Origin of the sequence: Paenibacillus shenyangensis, assembly GCF_000346635.1 — a bacterium.
GTDB lineage: Bacteria > Bacillota > Bacilli > Paenibacillales > Paenibacillaceae > Saccharibacillus > Saccharibacillus dauci.
Genome location: NZ_AOIG01000012.1, coordinates 109,446 through 125,263, shown reverse-complemented (window position 1 = coordinate 125,263; position 15,818 = coordinate 109,446). Strand labels below are relative to the sequence as shown.

Here is a 15,818-nt window from a genome sequence, read left to right as displayed (position 1 = left end):
TATATTTACTCTTTAAATAACGCGCTGCTGTTCTTGAATGGCCGCGATCATCTCGGCACGCAGTTTGTCTACAAAACGGATGCGTACTTCTTCATCCACGCCCATTTCCTTGGCATCCAGTTCTTCCAGCGATTCGATCCATACATGGGTGTCATTAATGGTTCCCAGCTCTTTCTGGATCTTTTTGTATGTTTCTTCGTGATCGCGGAATTTGGAGTTGAGGGCAAATTCCGCAGCTTCCGCTGTATAACGCAGCTCTTTGGCAGCAATACGTACTTTGTGCAGTGCATCCAGGGTCTCGGCGGCTTCGATTCCTTCCGCTTTGGCTGTCTGGCGATAGATCTGCTTTTTCTGATCGTAAGCGATCTCCAGTTCTCTCATCATCCGGTTCACATCGGCCTGGATAGCCAGAGTGGGCAGCTGATTGTCCATAAAGTCTTTCCACTGCCGCTTGAGCTTTTTGCCCTGAAGTTTGGGTAGTTTTTTGACCAGCTTTTTGCGGTAGAATTGTCGCTGTTCCTTATGTTCCTCGATAGCCGCTTTGAGCAGATCGGCTTCGTCGCCAAGTCCCTCGTCCTTGGACTGCTTGCGCCGGTCTTTGAATGCATCGATCAATACATCCGCATCACGCACTTTACCAAGACGCTTCTGGGCTTTTTTGAATACGGGTAATAGACCGGTCTGCTGTTCCGGGTCCAAAATGCGCATCAAGGTCATCAGCTTACGGCAGTTGACCCGGGCCTGGTGGATCGCTTCATCGTCATAGTCTTTGACTGCCTGCTGTCCGTGATCCTGGAATTTATCGTATAAATCATTTAACACGCTTTTCCACTGCTCGGTTTTGTCTTTGCGATTGACTGTCGTCATACTCTGATTCACGCTGCATCACTCCTGTCTTGTTCATTCTTTATGGATTACCCCATATTCTGTGTTGTGCAATCTTATGAATGAAATGAGTGGGATACTTTCCATTATAATGGATGGGCACAGGCATTAGCCATTTCGACTCTTATCCAGTTGGTGAGCTGCTATCTATTTATTTTACAAATCTACAAAAATAGATATAATGATGAGTATGGAACCTGCACTTATTTACAAAGCTCTGGCAAATGACACCCGTCGGCAAATCATGGTATGGCTCAAACATCCCGAAGAATATTTTGATCCCAGTGCTTACGTACGTGAGGGAATCAGCCTGAAAACCGGTGTATGTGTAGCCGATATTCAGAAGAAGTCCGGACTGGCGCAATCTGTAATCTCCAGCTATCTGGCTTCGATGCAGCAAGCCCGGCTGCTTGAATCTGAACGAATCGGCAAATGGACATATTACCGTCGTAATGAACAGACGATTCAGGAGTTTTATAAATACATTCGTGATGAACTTTAAAAAAAGGAGGTTTTCGATCTTATACATCTACATATCTAGATATGAGTACATTCTAATTAAATATATCTATTTATACAGATATGTATATACACTTAATTATAGTTATCGTTTTGTACGTAGAATAAATCTGAAAATGGAGTCGATATACCGATGACTAAAACTAATTCTTTTTCTATTTTGTGGCTGGCGCTTGGGGTATTTGGCATTATAACTACCGAAATGGGGATTGTAGGTGTACTTCCTCAAATTACCGAGAAGTTCCAGATCTCTACCGCACAGGCTGGAGGGCTTGTTAGTATATTCGCGCTGGTGGTTGCTATTTCTGGGCCTTTTCTTACCCTGCTTGCTTCGGGTCTCAACCGCAAAAAGGTTCTGCTTTTCACCGTATTGATGTTTGCTCTCTCCAATCTAGTCTATGCCTATACCGAACATTTTGAAATTATGCTTGCTTTCCGAATTTTGCCGGCTCTTTTTCATCCTGTTTTTTTCTCGATTGCCCTTGTAACTGCAGCACAGCTGGTTTCGCCCGAAAAGAGCACACGTGCTGTAACGCAGGTATTTGCTGGTATTACTGCAGGTTTTGCTTTTGGCGTGCCTCTGACATCTTATCTGGCTGCCAGACTATCCCTCGAAGCGGCTTTTGGGTTTGCTGCACTGGTTAGCTTGATTGCGCTAGTGGGGATGCTGATTGGACTGCCTTCCCTTCCCGTGAGTCAAAAGATCTCTTACGGCGCACAACTACGCATTTTGCGAAGTCCCCGGTTATGGCTGAATATCCTGGCTGTTGTCTTTATTTTCGCAGCGATGTTCTCGGTATACAGCTATTTTTCCGAATATCTGACACAGGTTACTCATATGAGCCATGTATGGATCAGTGTAATGCTGATGGTGTTCGGAGTGGTTATGATCGCAGGTAATTTTGGATTCGGCGAGCTTTTGCAAAAAAACAGATTACGAACCGTGCTTGCCTTTCCTGTATTGCTGATTCTGATATTTTTGCTAATACATAATTGGGGATACGATTGGAAAATGATGATTATACTCATTCTGGTCTGGGGCATTATTCATTCCGGTGGATTGGTCGTCAGCCAGACCTGGCTTATGATGGAATCAGGCGAAGCACCTGAACTGGGGAATAGTCTGTTTGTATCCTTTTCCAATCTTGGTATTACTGTGGGTACGGCAATCAGCGGTCTGTTTATTACTCATCTGGGGATGGATCATCTATTCTGGTGTGGCATTCTATTTGCACTGGCCGCTTTTATTTTAATTATAATCAGAGTGCTGGGGATTCAGCAGAATAGACGCGAATAAGTAATTTGATAATTCTATTTAGAATTGAATAACACTGTATATTATCAAATGATTGCCAAAATCTGTGAGTAGCTGATGATCCTTTTTCGTACATTACTGCGCATTTATATCGTTAGATCTATCCTATTCGCTATTGTCTTTCACTCGTTCATCCAAATTATAAACTGCATATATACATTTTTTGGTGTATAATATTACTAAATGGGTGTCTACTTTTGAAACCGATAGCTGTTCTGTATTATGATAGAGGATGGATTCTCAACTTCCAGAGATATGACGACTATTATAAATGATTTGCAGCATCAAGCGAAAGGAGTCATCATGAAAGCGTATATTTTGCTATTTATTACTCTTCTGGCTGGCTCTGCAGGTATTCCGTCCGCGTATGCGGAGCCTGTAATCGAAGCCGATGTTCCTAAACCAGCAGAAGCCCAGGAGCAGACGGGTTCCTCTTCTTCATGGGAATACCCGATTGTTCATTTCCGGAATAACACGTACCGTATTATTATGCAGCAGCCTGTCAGCAGCACCAAGGTAGGTCCACGACTAGGTCGGGTGCAGCGGAATATCAGCAGTTTTGATGAAGTGGAAGAAGGTAATACACTGATTGATACAAGCTATCAAAACGGCGACAGCAATGTGCTAAAAGTGGAAGCCCCGATCTACAAGATGCGCAAGCACAGCTCACGGGAGTGCATTGTCGTCAGCCATATGAACAAATACTACAAAGCCTACAAAAAATAGCATGAAGCCGCCGTATCTTAGGGATTGACTATCCGGAGATACGGCGGCTTTTTACGTTTGTCCTATAGCATTTACTGTACCTTTATCGGTCTATTGCAATTTTTAGTGTTCCGATTGTCATTGTGTTCTTGGAGCACATCATTATAGTAGCTAGACATGAACAGTAGCCACACATAAACGACTGCTATTGATCTCTACCTTCTGTTGACGGATTAAATCAGTATTGCGGCTGAATGAAAAAGCGTCCTTTCAGTACTTTGTCCCATACGATTGCAGAAGCTTCTGCTGTCAGCGAGGAACGGACCTGCTTTTGCAGCGCATTATAATCCGGTGTACCTTTGATCAAGCGCAACTGTGCCTTGGTATTGGTAGCATCAAAGCGTATCAGCTGACCGGATTGCTGCCATGTTGGCCATTTCAACTGTTCCCCGTTGCCTGTAGTGCCATTATAAAGAAAACTCTTGATATAAGCGCGATAGTGATGCATTAACTGGATACGCCCAGCCGCATTATCTGATTTATAAAATTGCTTCGGGAACATGGCGGCAAAGCTGCTACCGGCAAAATTGCCACTCAGGAAATCCAGATCAACCCCATGCGTAGCAGCTACATATTTGGCAGGTGCCTTCAGATCATTCACACTGTTACCCCAGGCAAAACGGTAGGCATAGATATTGCTCGCGTTTTTGTCCTGGCTGTATTTGTCAGCCACCTGGTCGGCATTAAAGGATGAATACAGCTTGCTGCCATAAGCGGTCGCCTGCCAGAACTGCTTTTCTGTGGCTTTATCCCATGTATTCTTGGTAAAGCTGCTCATAAATACAGGATCATAAGCTGCAAATCCATTAAATTCATTCTCCATACTGCCGATTAGCATCGGTACACGGTTGTAATTGCCTTTGCCGATAATATCGAATCCTTCTGTGGGCAGTACATGACCATCTGCGAATAGATGCGGGAATTCGGACATACGAATCATGACACTTCCTACTGCCTTGACCAGCAGTTTACCATCCAGGGAACGCAGCGTCTTCTGAAGTTCCAACGCATCGGTCTGTTGCAAATACTGTATGCCTTCCTCTTCGGTAGACACTTTGCCAGCAGATACCAACACGTTAGCCAATTTGCGATTGGAATAAGCTTCACCTTCAGCCGGTGTCGAAGTGGTCATACCTCCACTAAGTGGCATAACTTTGGCAAACAATCCTTTGGCAAGCGGTGAAATAGTCAGTGCGAGTACATCACGGGCACCTGCTGATTGGCCTGCAAGAGTCACATTATGCGCATCGCCGCCAAAGCTGTGAATATTCTGCTGCACCCATTGGAGAGCCTGAATCTGATCTAGCAGCGCAAAGTTACCCGAATCTTCGGCGGCACGACCGGTGTGAATTGCCGGATTATTCATCCATCCCAGCAGACCAAGCCGATAATTAATCGTCACGACAACCGAGTTGGTACTTGTTGCCAGCGATTGGGCTTCCAGTGAAGCTCCGCTGCCGGTAACATTACCTCCCCCATGCAGAAAGACCAGTACGGGCAGATTATCTGTACTCTGATGAGGACGGTATATATTCAGATACAGACAGTCTTCGCTGCCGGTAACCTGACCACTCGATAGCTGCATACATACAGGTGGCAGCTGGGTCGCATCATGGGATAGTTCCGGCGAAGCCGCTAGCGGCTGCGGCGCGCGCCATCTTAATTCATCTACCGGCGCCTGAGCATAAGGAATACCAAGCCATTCCAGCACATTACCATTGCCTGTCTGAATTCCGTTATACCATCCCTGCACCGTATGCTGCTTGGTATGGGATGAATAGGCATACATATCCGAATCACCTCCTGTAGCTGCACCTGCTGTTCCTGCCATACTAAACAGCAGTATGAGTACGAGGATACCTGTAAACCATCTGTTTTTCTTCATTATAGACCTTCCTCCTGTCAATGCGATAATCGTAAAGATTGTATGGTTATGACCTGTACGCGAAGAGCACATCCTGTTCCAGGAATCCATTTTGCCCATAAAAAAACCTGATCCAGCAGTGAACCATGCAACGCTGCACGTTCACTGCCGAATCAGGTTTCGCCTGCATAACCAGTAACAACCCTTCTTCTAATAGCCAGTATAGCATTTTATATAGCGCTTACAATAGTTAAAAAGTACCGATCGTTCATATTGCGAGCCGAAGCAGGGAAAGTTATTCTTTCCCTGCTGTATGAGCATAATAGTTACGGATAGGCACTATTGCTGCTAATTACCAGCTGGATTTGGTTACACCCGGGATTTGCCCTTTGTGAGCCAGCTCGCGGAACATGATCCGTGACATTTTGAATTTGCTCAGGTATCCTCTAGGTCGACCCGTAATCTGACAACGGCTGTGCAGGCGTGTCGGTGAAGAATCTCGTGGCAGTTTGCTTAGTGCTTCATAATCCCCTACTTCTTTGAGTTGACGACGTTTCTCTGCATATTTGGCTACCAGCGCTTCACGCTGCTGCTGACGGATCACTTTGGACTTTTTGGCCATATTTATACACTTCCTTTTATTTAATCGTAATAATTACTATTTAGAAGTATAACGTATTTTTTACCTGCTGACAACTATACAGAGCAATGCCATTTACAAAGGATTCACATATCTTTTTTCCATACCTGGGACGTTCTGTAAATCATCCTATAGGCGGAGGAAGTTATACTTTTCTCTCCTTATGATACATATATACATACTTTATTTGATTTAAGGAAAAGGAGGATACTTTGTGGAAAACCATCGATCTCCCGGTAATGATCCAACGGTAGCTTCACTGCTGCGCAATCGGGCTTACCGGACACTTATTACTGCGCAATTGATTTCCAATCTGGGCGACTGGCTGCATCTGCTTGCTCTATTGACACTGGTCGGTATCAAATGGCAGGCTACACCCATGCAGATTACATGGGTAACCCTGTGTGCGGTTGTACCGATGCTGCTTGGTGGGCCTTTTGCCGGGGCACTCGCCGATCGGCTGAATCGTAAATGGCTGATGATTATCTCGGATGTACTGCGCGCAGGGCTTGTATTCGGTCTTATTTTTGCCGATCAGCTGTGGCAGGTGTATATTATTCTCGTCCTCAAAGGATTGTTCGACGTACTGTTCTCGCCAGCCAAGAGTGGCAAGATCAAGGAAGTTGTGCCGCAGGAGCATCTGCAGCAGGCGGTCTCAATCAGTTCCTTTATTGAACAAGGCAGCAAAATCGCCGGACCGGCTCTCGGAGGACTGCTGTTGGCTGCTGTTGGTATTCATTGGTGCTTTGTGATCGATGCCTTTACCTTCCTCCTATCGGGAATTATCCTGCTTGCTCTGCCGGGTCATGCTCTTTTCGATACAGTCGATGAAGAGGATACAGTCCGAACACAGGAACGACAGCGTTCTTTTCTCTCGGATACGGCTGCCGGGCTTCGTTATCTGATCCGTATCCCTGTTATTGCCTATGGGACTCTGTTGCTCTGTCTGGTGCTGCTGGTGCTTCAGCTGGCAGATTCGCAAACGATTATTCTGCTGCGCCAGATTCCGGATATTAACGAGGATCTACTCGGCTGGTGTATTACCGCGAGTGGTGTAGGTACATTACTCGCTGCCCTGCTCTGTGCTCGAATCAAAAGCTCCCATTTGCTGCAGATGAGCCTGGGCGCTGCATTGATGGGTATCGTATTTGGGCTCGTCGGTCCTTTTGCCGGTATGCTGCATGCGGGATGGCATACGACGTTTATCCTGACGTCTTCTTTTTTATTCGCAGGTATAGGCGCGGGATTTACCTTTATTCCTTTCCAGATTATGCTGCAGGAGCAGACGCCTGTACATATGACCGGTCGTGTGTTCGGTACAGTTAACAGTCTGACATCTGCCAGTTCGGTCGCCGGACCACTATTGGGTGGTATCCTCGTTACTGCGTCGGGTGTGATACCGGCATTTATACTGACCGGCGCTTCGCTTGTGGTGATGAGCCTGGCTATTTTATGCATTAAAAAATGGATCGATATCCGACAGTCCAAGCAGGCTATACCGACCGCTGTTCATCAGCCGCTCAAATAATCGCCGAATATAAAACTATCGTAAATAGCAGCAGCCGCTTCTTCGTAACCAGAAGAAGCGGCTGCTGCTATTTACAGCTTGGATCACGCTGTAGATAATATCCTGCCCAGCACATAATGAATTAACGATTGATCCGATTATTTTTTATGAACTGTTATATTAATGGTTTTTTATTAATCCTTATGCGGTAATGGTCGCTAAATAACTCATTTTCATTATGTAACTAAAAATATAAAATGACCAACTTAACGAATATATTAATCATTTTAATCATTCATATATTAAGTTTACATTCTTTAAAATTGACAAAATGATTTTAAATAATTATGATTTATAAGGTTATTATTGCAGGAGAAACTTCTGTTATATGCAGAAACAACCTAATAATCCCTCCAAAATGTCAGATGTATGGGGCGATTATTACTATTTATTATTACCAGGGAGTTGATCATTTGTTATACAAGCTGCTTCGACAATGGAAATGGATACTGCTGCTGTTGCTGCTTACCGGTGGGGGTATTGCTGGTTACTATACATATTCTGTCGTTCAATTTGCGAATACCATCTCGGTAGATCCTGCTGATCCGGCCGGCGCAGATGCCCAGGAGACAGCTTTCCGACTACCTGAATGGGATGGCAAAGACCCTGTTCATATTCTGCTGCTTGGTACCGATTCACGGGATGTGGATAGCAATGGACGGTCGGACTCCATGATGGTCGCTACAGTTGACCCAGTCAGCAAAAAAGCCTATCTGATGTCCATTATGCGGGATACGTACGTAAATATTCCCGGACATGGACGTAGCCGAATCAATGCTGCCTATTCGTATGGAGGTGCTCCACTCGCTATGGAGACAGTGGGTCAGCTGCTTGGTGTTCCGATCAACAGTTACGTTACTATCGACTTTGAAGGCTTCAAAGCGCTGGTTGATCAAGTCGATGGTGTAGATATTGATGTAGAGAAAGATATGCATTATACCGATGGCGGCGATGGACACCGTTACGATATTAATCTCAAAAAAGGCTACCAGACACTGGATGGTACCCATGCTCTGCAGTATGTAAGATTCCGGCATGATGCCACGTCGGACTTTACACGTACTGAACGGCAGCGCAAGTTCCTCGCTGCACTGGCTGCCAAAATGCAAAGTTCTACTTCTATCGTCAATCTGCCAAGTATTCTCAAAGCAACCGCTCCTTATATCCAGACCAATATGTCTGCCTCTACGATGCTCAAACTAGCCGGACTCGGCATGGATGTGAATGTCGGCAATATCGAGAAACTGCAGATTCCTCCTACCCCTCTACTGAAGGAAGAAACGATCCATGGCGCCGCTGTACTGGGCGTAGACGAGACGTTACTGCGCAAGTATATTCAGGATAAGCTGTCAGATAATGATGAAAATAACGATCAAAGTACAGCTGATCAATAAACTGCTAAAATACAAGCCAATCCATAAAAGCGCCCTTCTGCGGACTTTCCAATTCGCAGAAGGGTGCTTTTGTGGGTACATTTTGTGAGTACAAGAACGTAATTAGGATCTCGGAATTACGACGCTACCGAATAAAATTCTATCCAACCAGTAGTGTATAAATAATACCCGGACCATGTACCCCTATAGTCAGATCATTCTCAATATCCGACGAACGACTGGGGCCGGAGATAAAATGCATACCGGCAGGCAGATGCTCTCGTCCAATCTCGTCCATCGGAATCAGTAGCTCCCCGAGTCGGGTATACAGACGATCCACCGGCAGAATTACGATACATACGGTCGGCAGCAGGCTGACCGAGCGACCCTGATGCGGAGTCGAAGTAACCATCACGGTGCCGGTATAGGCAGCCGCACCGTCTGCCATAACCACGCCGATATCGGCTTCCGCTGCCCGGGCTTTCCAGGCTTCATCCGGGTCACTATTCCAGCTGGAAATCTGTACATCCGGCAGTCGTTCTTCCAGGCGCAGTTCTGCAAGTTCAGGCTGCTGCTGACGAATGAGATAACGGGCATTCATCTGTACGGCATGATCGGCAATAAATCCCGCTGCTTGCTCCATGGTCTGCAGCCGAACCACATGACCGCCCACCTCCTGGAAATGGGTCGTGAACTTGTCAATCCGCTGCTGCGAATCCCACTCAAATTCACTCCAAAACGCCGGTGTTCCACGGTACGGATGATCCGGCGCTTCCGTCATACGCGGACGGCGGAGCCGGGTCGAGATATTGTCCATAAAGGCTTGCTGGCTGATACGGGACTGCTCTTCCAGCTTATTCAGCCAATCAGGTGTAGATTGTGAATTACTCATGATGACCTCCCTGTATACCGCTGGCCCGGCGCTGACGCAGAATCTGCTCCATCCGGTCCCGGGTCTCTGCGTTCATCGGAGGAGCCGTCCGGCGTGTATCTTCCGACAGCTCCTGCCAATTCTCACGGAAAGAATGATCCGCCATGGGCGAAGTCACACGATACGTATTCCAGCCTTTCAGCGGACCAATTTTCAACGTGATTCCTTTGTTGTGAACAACCGGTTTTTGGGCAATGCGTCCCATTTTGAGTGCCAGATTCAGCCGTTTGGAATTAGCCATCAGCACGGCAAATCCCTTCATGCCGAGCCCCTCCCAGCGGTTGCCGTGTCCTCGTTCCACTTTGCGGCGGCGCAGATAGACCAGCATATCATGCAGCGGAATCTTGACCGGACAGGCTTCCGAGCAGGCACCGCACAGACTGGATGCATTGGCGATATCATCCCATTCCGCGACATTGCGGTTCAGAGCCGGTGTCAGCACCGCACCGATCGGGCCGCTGTACGTACCGCCGTATGAGTGACCGCCAATATGCCGGTAGACCGGACATACATTTAGACAGGCACCGCAGCGGATACAATTCAGCAATTCCTGGAACTCAGGATCGCCCAGCTGCTCCGAGCGTCCATTGTCTACGATAATAATATGCATTTCTTCCGGACCATCACCATCGGCAGTACGTTTCGGGCCAGTGATACCGGACATATACATGGTCAGACGCTGACCGGTAGCAGACCTCGGCAACAGTGTCGCCATAACCTCCAGATCTTCCCATGACGGAATAATACGCTCCATGCCCATCAAAGTAATCTGGGTCTTCGGCAGCGTTGTTACCATACGGGCATTGCCTTCATTTTCAAAAAGCACCATTGATCCGGTCTCTGCGATCGCAAAGTTGCATCCGGTCATTCCGATATCTGCTCCAAGAAACTTCTCGCGCAGCTTGCGCCGCACATAACCCGCCAGAATGGTCGTGTCCGGCGGCAGCTCTTCCCCGGCATCCTCTGACAGCAGCTCAGCGATCTGATAGCGGTTTTTGTGGATCGCGGGAATTACGATATGCGATGGTCCTTCACCGGCAAGCTGGATAATGTATTCTCCCAGATCACTCTCAATCGTCTCGATCCCTGCCAGCTCCAGGGCACGGTTGATATGCAGCTCTTCAGATACCATCGATTTGGACTTGACCACCGATTCGGCCTGCTTATTCCGGGCAATTGTCATGACGATATCGGTCGCTGCCGCTGTATCCGGAGCAAAATGTACATGTACACCGTTTTTGCGGGCATTGTCTACAAATAGATTCAGATAATAATCCAGATGGGCGATGGTATGCAGACGAATCTGCCGACCGCGTTCCCGCCACTCTTCCCAGTTGCCATGCTCTGCCGATGCAGCCTGCTTGCCACTACGCAGCCGCTCGGTCGTGAACTTGACAGCATTACGCAGAAAGTCATTATTCAATGCGACGCCGGCTCTTTCCTTGACGGTGCCCTGTGTGGATTGTGCCGGATTCATGATACCCCCACCCCTTCATACAGCAGCTCTGCCAGATGCATAACCCGTACCTGTTCACCCCGATGGCGCAGATTACCGGCAATATTCATCAGGCAGGCCATATCCAGTCCGACCAGTACCTGTGCTTCCGTTTCCTTGATATGATCTACCTTCTCTTCCACCATCGCGCCCGAGATATCGGACATCTTCACGGCAAATGTCCCTCCGAACCCACAGCAATCTTCGGCAAAAGGCAAAGGCACCAGCTCCAGCCCGCGTACGTGCGACAGCAGCGCGATCGGCTCTTCCTTGACCCCAAGCAGGCGGCTACCATGACAGGATGGGTGATAGGTAACTTTATACGGAAAATGTGCCCCCACATCGGTGATTCCCAGTACCTGAACGAGAAACTGGGTAAATTCATATGTCTTGGCTTCCAGTTCATGGGCAAGCTGCAGCCAGTAGGGATCATCTTTGAACAGTTCCGGATAGTGATGCACCATATAGGTACAGGAACCAGATGGTGAGACGACAAAATCGCTCGATTCAAACGCTTTCAAAATCGTTTTGGCAGCGGTTCGTGTTTCTTCCCAATAGCCGCTATTATACGAAGGTTGTCCGCAGCAGGTCTGTACCGGTGGAAAATCCAGCTGTACGCCATGTGCAGCCAGCAGACGAACCATGGCTTCTCCTACACGGGGATAGATGGCATCGCTCAGACAAGTAATAAACAATGATACTTTCATGCTGCACCTCTTTTCGCTCCATAATACACAAAAGATGGCAGTATGCAGGAAACCCGGCTGCCATCTTTTCATTTTGTGCTTCGGTCGTGATGCTAATATGGTACATTTATTCCGATTGCATGATATGCAAAATCCAAAAATCCGCTCTGTACTTGTATTTGCTATCGAAGCGGCTTGGACTGTGAGCATTAAATAATTTTGCTTATTTTATCAAAATTCCATAACACTCGCTTAGACGATGGTCATCTGGAGTTCACGTTCTTCCAGCTGGCGAATGGTTTCCTGGGGAAGACGGGTATCGGTGATCAGATGATCGACCTCGCCAAGATCCATCACATGGGCAAAAGCCTGTACACCGAATTTGCTGGCATCGGCCAGTAGAATGACCTGATCAGCCATACCGACCATCTTTTGCTTGACCCGCGCCTGCAGTTCATTGGATTCGCTGATACCACGGTCCAGATGAAGACCTTTGCAGGACAGAAACAGCTTGTTCACATAGTACGTATCCAGTGAACGTTCTGCCAGCGGACCGACAAAGGATAGTGAGCGAGAAACCAGCTGGCCGCCGGTCGAGATGACTTCAATCTTCTCTCTGGTGCTGAGCTGGGTCGCTACACGAATCGAATTGGTCAGTACGGTCAGTGGAATATCCGGCAGACTCGCTGCCATATACCATGCTGTCGTACTCGCATCCAGCAGAATCCGGTCCTGCGGCTGAATCAGCCTCACCGCTTCTTCGGCAATGCGCCGTTTCTCTTCGGTGTGCATAATCTCGCGCTCCGAAAATGGGGTCTCCGGCTGTTCATCCTTGACACTGACTGCGCCGCCGTGCGACCGTTTCAGCAGCCCCTGCCGCTCCAGCCGGTCCAGATCGCGGCGAATCGTCTCTTCGGTGACCTGGCAGCGCTCACTCAGCTCCGTCACCCGCATACTGCCTTTCTCATTCACCAGCTTTACAATCATGTCATACCGTTCCACGACTAACATAATGTCCTCAACTCCGAATCGTTATTGTACGGGAATCGCCGTCAATCTCAGGAAGCGTCCGTAGGCATCTTCCCACGCTTCACTCTCCTGCGGTTCATATACATCCACCGGAAAGGAATCTCGGATAACCGCCCGGGCTTCCCGGATATCGCTAAATGTCCCCTGTGCTATCCATTGTACCGCTAAATTGCCAATCGCGCTTCCCTCTGCCGGTCCTGCCCATACCGGGCGTCCGAGTGCATTGGCTGTCCACTGGCATAACAGACGGTTCTGGATTCCTCCACCGACCATATGCAGCCCGTCGAACTGCTTGCCTGACAGCTGTTCGGTCTGCTCCAGTACATAACGATATTTTAATACCAGACTCTCAAAAATGCAGCGGGCTACCGCACCATACGTATCCGGCAGCTGCTGTCCGGTCTGACGGCAATATTGACGCACCCGGGAGCGCATATCACCTGCATGCAAGAACAGTGTATCATCCGGATCGATAAAGGAAAGAAATGGCTCCGAACCTGCTGTATGCTGAATCCATTCGTTATAGGAAGCATGATGACCGTCACGCTCGCACTCCCGCTTGTATTCCTGAAAAATCCATAGTCCCATAATATTTTTGAGCAGTCGATAGGTACCATAGGCGCCGCCTTCATTGGTAAAGTTCAGTTCCCTCGCCTGCTCGGTAATGACCGGTTCGGATACTTCCGTACCCATTAGCGACCAGGTCCCACAGCTCAAGTAGGCAAATGAATCCGATAATGCTGGAACAGCGACTACTGCCGAAGCCGTATCATGCTCTGCCACAGCCGTAACCGGAATCGCAGGCAGCCCCAGATCCACCATTAGGGAAGAGCGGAGATTCCCTGCGGGAGCTCCGGGCTGTACCGGTCTGCCGAACCAGGATGAAGGAATCCCGATATGCGACAGTAGCTTGCGATCCCAATCCTGCTGCCTTGAATTATACATCTGGGTCGTTGTTGCATTGGTAAATTCATTGATCATCTCACCGGTCATAAAATACCGCAGCAGATCCGGAATCATCAGAAAACGCTCTGCCTCTTTGAGCACCGGAGAACCTGCCCGGCGCATGGCCGCCAGTTGATACAATGTATTAAAGCTCAAAAACTGAATGCCGGTCGATTCAAAAATTTGCTCTGCTCCGAATTCTTGTTGCATCTGTTCCATCACGCCATGGGTATGCCAATCCCGATAATGGGATGGGTTCGCAAGCAGCTCACCCGTACGTCCAATCAATCCAAAATCAACTGCCCAGGAGTCGATACCGATACTTTCGGGCAACATTCGCTCCTGCTTCGCGATGATCAGTCCCTGCTGGATCTCATGATACAGGCGCAGTATATCCCAGTAGAGGCGATCTCCCACCTTCACCGGATCATTGCTGAACCGGTGAATCTCCTGTGTCACGATCCGGTTATCATTCAGTCTGCCGATAATCGCTCTGCCGCTGCCTGCTCCAAGATCATAGGCAAGGATGGTCACCAGCTGGCACCACCTTTGCCTCTCGCCAAAATCGATTGTCCGTAGCTGTCTGACAGGTACGCTTTCATCGGATCAAGCGGCAGTCCCTGTTCTTCGCGCACGGCATGCAGCAGCGGAGTTACATCGAATTCAAATGCACGACGCACGGCATCCTCTGCGCCCAGTACATCATTATTCGCCTGGGCTTCCGCGACTTCATCATGATTGATCAGCAGCGCTTTGGCATACTGGGTCTGTACATTCAGTACCGAGCGGATCATTGCCGGAATTTTCATTTCAATATTATGCGACTGGTCAATCATATAGGCGATATTGTTCACCGCCTGCACAAGACGGTCTTCCCCACTCTCTGACGCATCCAGAATCTGATAGAAAATTAGGAACAGCTCATACGGATTGATTGAGCCGACGATCAGATCATCATCCGCATATTTATAACTATTAAAGTGGAATCCGCCCAGGCGGCCTTCATCGATCAGATAAGAGACGATATGCTCCACGTTTGCTCCCGGCAGATGATGACCGGTATCGACCAGCACATGTGCCTGCTCGCCCAGCTTGACTGCGTAATTGTATGCCATCCCCCAGTCGGCAATATCCGTATGGTAAAAGGCCGGCTCAAACGCCTTGTATTCGATCAGCATACGCATCTCCGGTGTCATCGCACGATACATCTCGCCAAGCGATTCCAGCATCCAGTTTTTGCGCTTGCGGATACTGCCTTGTCCGGGATAATTGGTACCATCGGCGAACCATAGACTCAGATCACGCGAACCGGTCTCTTTGGCTACATCGATACATTCCAGCAGATGATCCGTTGTTTTGCGGCGAATAGCAGGATCGCTGTTGGTAACGCCGCCGAGCATGTATTCTTCTTCCTGAAACATGTTCGGATTGATCGCGCCGATCTTCAGATTCAGGCTTTCTGCGTGGCTGCGCAGCTTGCCGTAATCTTCCACCTTATCCCACGGAATATGGATCGCTACCGATGGACACAGACCGGTGACTTTGTGCACCTGTGCAGCATCTTCCAGTTTCTCGAATGGATCGCGTGGAACGCCTTCTTTCTGGAATACTTTGAAGCGGGTACCGGAATCACCGTATCCCCATGACGGCGTCTCAATTTGTAGCGCTTTCAAACGGGATTTAATTAACTCCAGATCCATTCCCCTGTTCTGCTGCTGTTCCTCGAATAAAGCATAGGCCTTGTCTGTCATCCTGTATCCTCCTCCATAAGTTTTGCCCTGATTATGCTATCTGTTTATTCTAA

At 48.2% G+C, this 15,818-nt stretch carries 14 protein-coding genes; 5 read left to right on the top strand and 9 right to left on the bottom strand.

Annotated features, from left to right (window positions below; genetic code table 11):
- Positions 1 to 12: 12 nt before the first annotated feature.
- A complete protein-coding gene (locus H065_RS0111355; RefSeq protein WP_017813182.1) occupies positions 13 to 879 on the bottom strand; it encodes a CHAD domain-containing protein in 867 nt (288 codons plus the stop codon).
- A gap of 196 nt (positions 880 to 1,075) precedes the next feature.
- On the opposite strand from H065_RS0111355, the gene H065_RS0111350 reads away from it, so the two are divergent.
- The 3 genes from H065_RS0111350 (at position 1,076) to H065_RS0111340 (ending at position 3,445) form a co-directional block, all read left to right on the top strand.
- Positions 1,076 to 1,387 carry an ArsR/SmtB family transcription factor gene (locus H065_RS0111350; protein ID WP_026136173.1) on the top strand — a complete coding sequence of 104 codons (312 nt, stop codon included), beginning with the start codon at positions 1,076 to 1,078 and terminating at the stop codon, positions 1,385 to 1,387.
- Between the two features lie 150 nt (positions 1,388 to 1,537).
- Positions 1,538 to 2,701 carry an MFS transporter gene (locus H065_RS0111345; RefSeq protein ID WP_017813180.1) on the top strand — a complete coding sequence of 388 codons (1,164 nt, stop codon included), beginning with the start codon at positions 1,538 to 1,540 and terminating at the stop codon, positions 2,699 to 2,701.
- A 273-nt stretch (positions 2,702 to 2,974) separates the two neighbouring features.
- Positions 2,975 to 3,445 carry a hypothetical protein gene (locus H065_RS0111340; protein WP_238557938.1) on the top strand — a complete coding sequence of 157 codons (471 nt, stop codon included), beginning with the start codon at positions 2,975 to 2,977 and terminating at the stop codon, positions 3,443 to 3,445.
- A 217-nt stretch (positions 3,446 to 3,662) separates the two neighbouring features.
- Here the strand turns inward: H065_RS0111340 and H065_RS0111335 are convergent, their stop codons facing one another.
- Both H065_RS0111335 and rpsN read right to left on the bottom strand, forming a co-directional pair.
- Positions 3,663 to 5,369, bottom strand: coding sequence for a carboxylesterase family protein (locus H065_RS0111335; RefSeq protein ID WP_017813178.1), 1,707 nt, complete (start codon positions 5,367 to 5,369; stop codon positions 3,663 to 3,665).
- A gap of 331 nt (positions 5,370 to 5,700) precedes the next feature.
- Positions 5,701 to 5,970 (bottom strand): 30S ribosomal protein S14, encoded by a 270-nt coding sequence (rpsN, locus tag H065_RS0111330; RefSeq protein ID WP_017813177.1) that lies wholly within the window; start codon positions 5,968 to 5,970, stop codon positions 5,701 to 5,703.
- Between the two features lie 232 nt (positions 5,971 to 6,202).
- Between rpsN and H065_RS0111325 the strand changes: the two genes are divergently transcribed.
- Positions 6,203 to 7,516 (top strand): MFS transporter, encoded by a 1,314-nt coding sequence (locus H065_RS0111325; RefSeq protein WP_017813176.1) that lies wholly within the window; start codon positions 6,203 to 6,205, stop codon positions 7,514 to 7,516.
- A 452-nt stretch (positions 7,517 to 7,968) separates the two neighbouring features.
- The gene (locus H065_RS0111320; protein WP_017813175.1) at positions 7,969 to 8,949 is read left to right on the top strand and encodes an LCP family protein; all 981 of its coding nucleotides are present in this window, start codon (positions 7,969 to 7,971) and stop codon (positions 8,947 to 8,949) included.
- Positions 8,950 to 9,088: 139 nt separating this feature from the next.
- On the opposite strand, the gene H065_RS0111315 is transcribed toward H065_RS0111320, so the two are convergent.
- The 6 genes from H065_RS0111315 to rhaI all read right to left on the bottom strand — a co-directional run bounded on the left by H065_RS0111315 (position 9,089) and on the right by rhaI (position 15,765).
- The gene (locus tag H065_RS0111315) at positions 9,089 to 9,820 is read right to left on the bottom strand and encodes a LutC/YkgG family protein (RefSeq protein ID WP_017813174.1); all 732 of its coding nucleotides are present in this window, start codon (positions 9,818 to 9,820) and stop codon (positions 9,089 to 9,091) included.
- The gene (locus H065_RS0111310; protein ID WP_017813173.1) at positions 9,813 to 11,336 is read right to left on the bottom strand and encodes a LutB/LldF family L-lactate oxidation iron-sulfur protein; all 1,524 of its coding nucleotides are present in this window, start codon (positions 11,334 to 11,336) and stop codon (positions 9,813 to 9,815) included. The genes H065_RS0111315 and H065_RS0111310 overlap by 8 nt, the downstream gene beginning before the upstream one ends.
- Positions 11,333 to 12,061 (bottom strand): (Fe-S)-binding protein, encoded by a 729-nt coding sequence (locus H065_RS0111305; RefSeq protein ID WP_017813172.1) that lies wholly within the window; start codon positions 12,059 to 12,061, stop codon positions 11,333 to 11,335. Before H065_RS0111305 ends, H065_RS0111310 begins: the two co-directional genes overlap by 4 nt.
- A gap of 231 nt (positions 12,062 to 12,292) precedes the next feature.
- Positions 12,293 to 13,051 (bottom strand): DeoR/GlpR family DNA-binding transcription regulator, encoded by a 759-nt coding sequence (locus H065_RS0111300; RefSeq protein WP_017813171.1) that lies wholly within the window; start codon positions 13,049 to 13,051, stop codon positions 12,293 to 12,295.
- A gap of 21 nt (positions 13,052 to 13,072) precedes the next feature.
- Complete coding sequence (locus tag H065_RS0111295; RefSeq protein WP_017813170.1) at positions 13,073 to 14,548, bottom strand: rhamnulokinase; 1,476 nt, start codon at positions 14,546 to 14,548, stop codon at positions 13,073 to 13,075.
- Entirely contained in the window at positions 14,545 to 15,765 is a 1,221-nt protein-coding gene (gene rhaI, locus H065_RS0111290; RefSeq protein ID WP_017813169.1) for an L-rhamnose isomerase, read from the bottom strand. The genes H065_RS0111295 and rhaI overlap by 4 nt, the downstream gene beginning before the upstream one ends.
- Between the last annotated feature and the right edge of the window lie 53 nt (positions 15,766 to 15,818).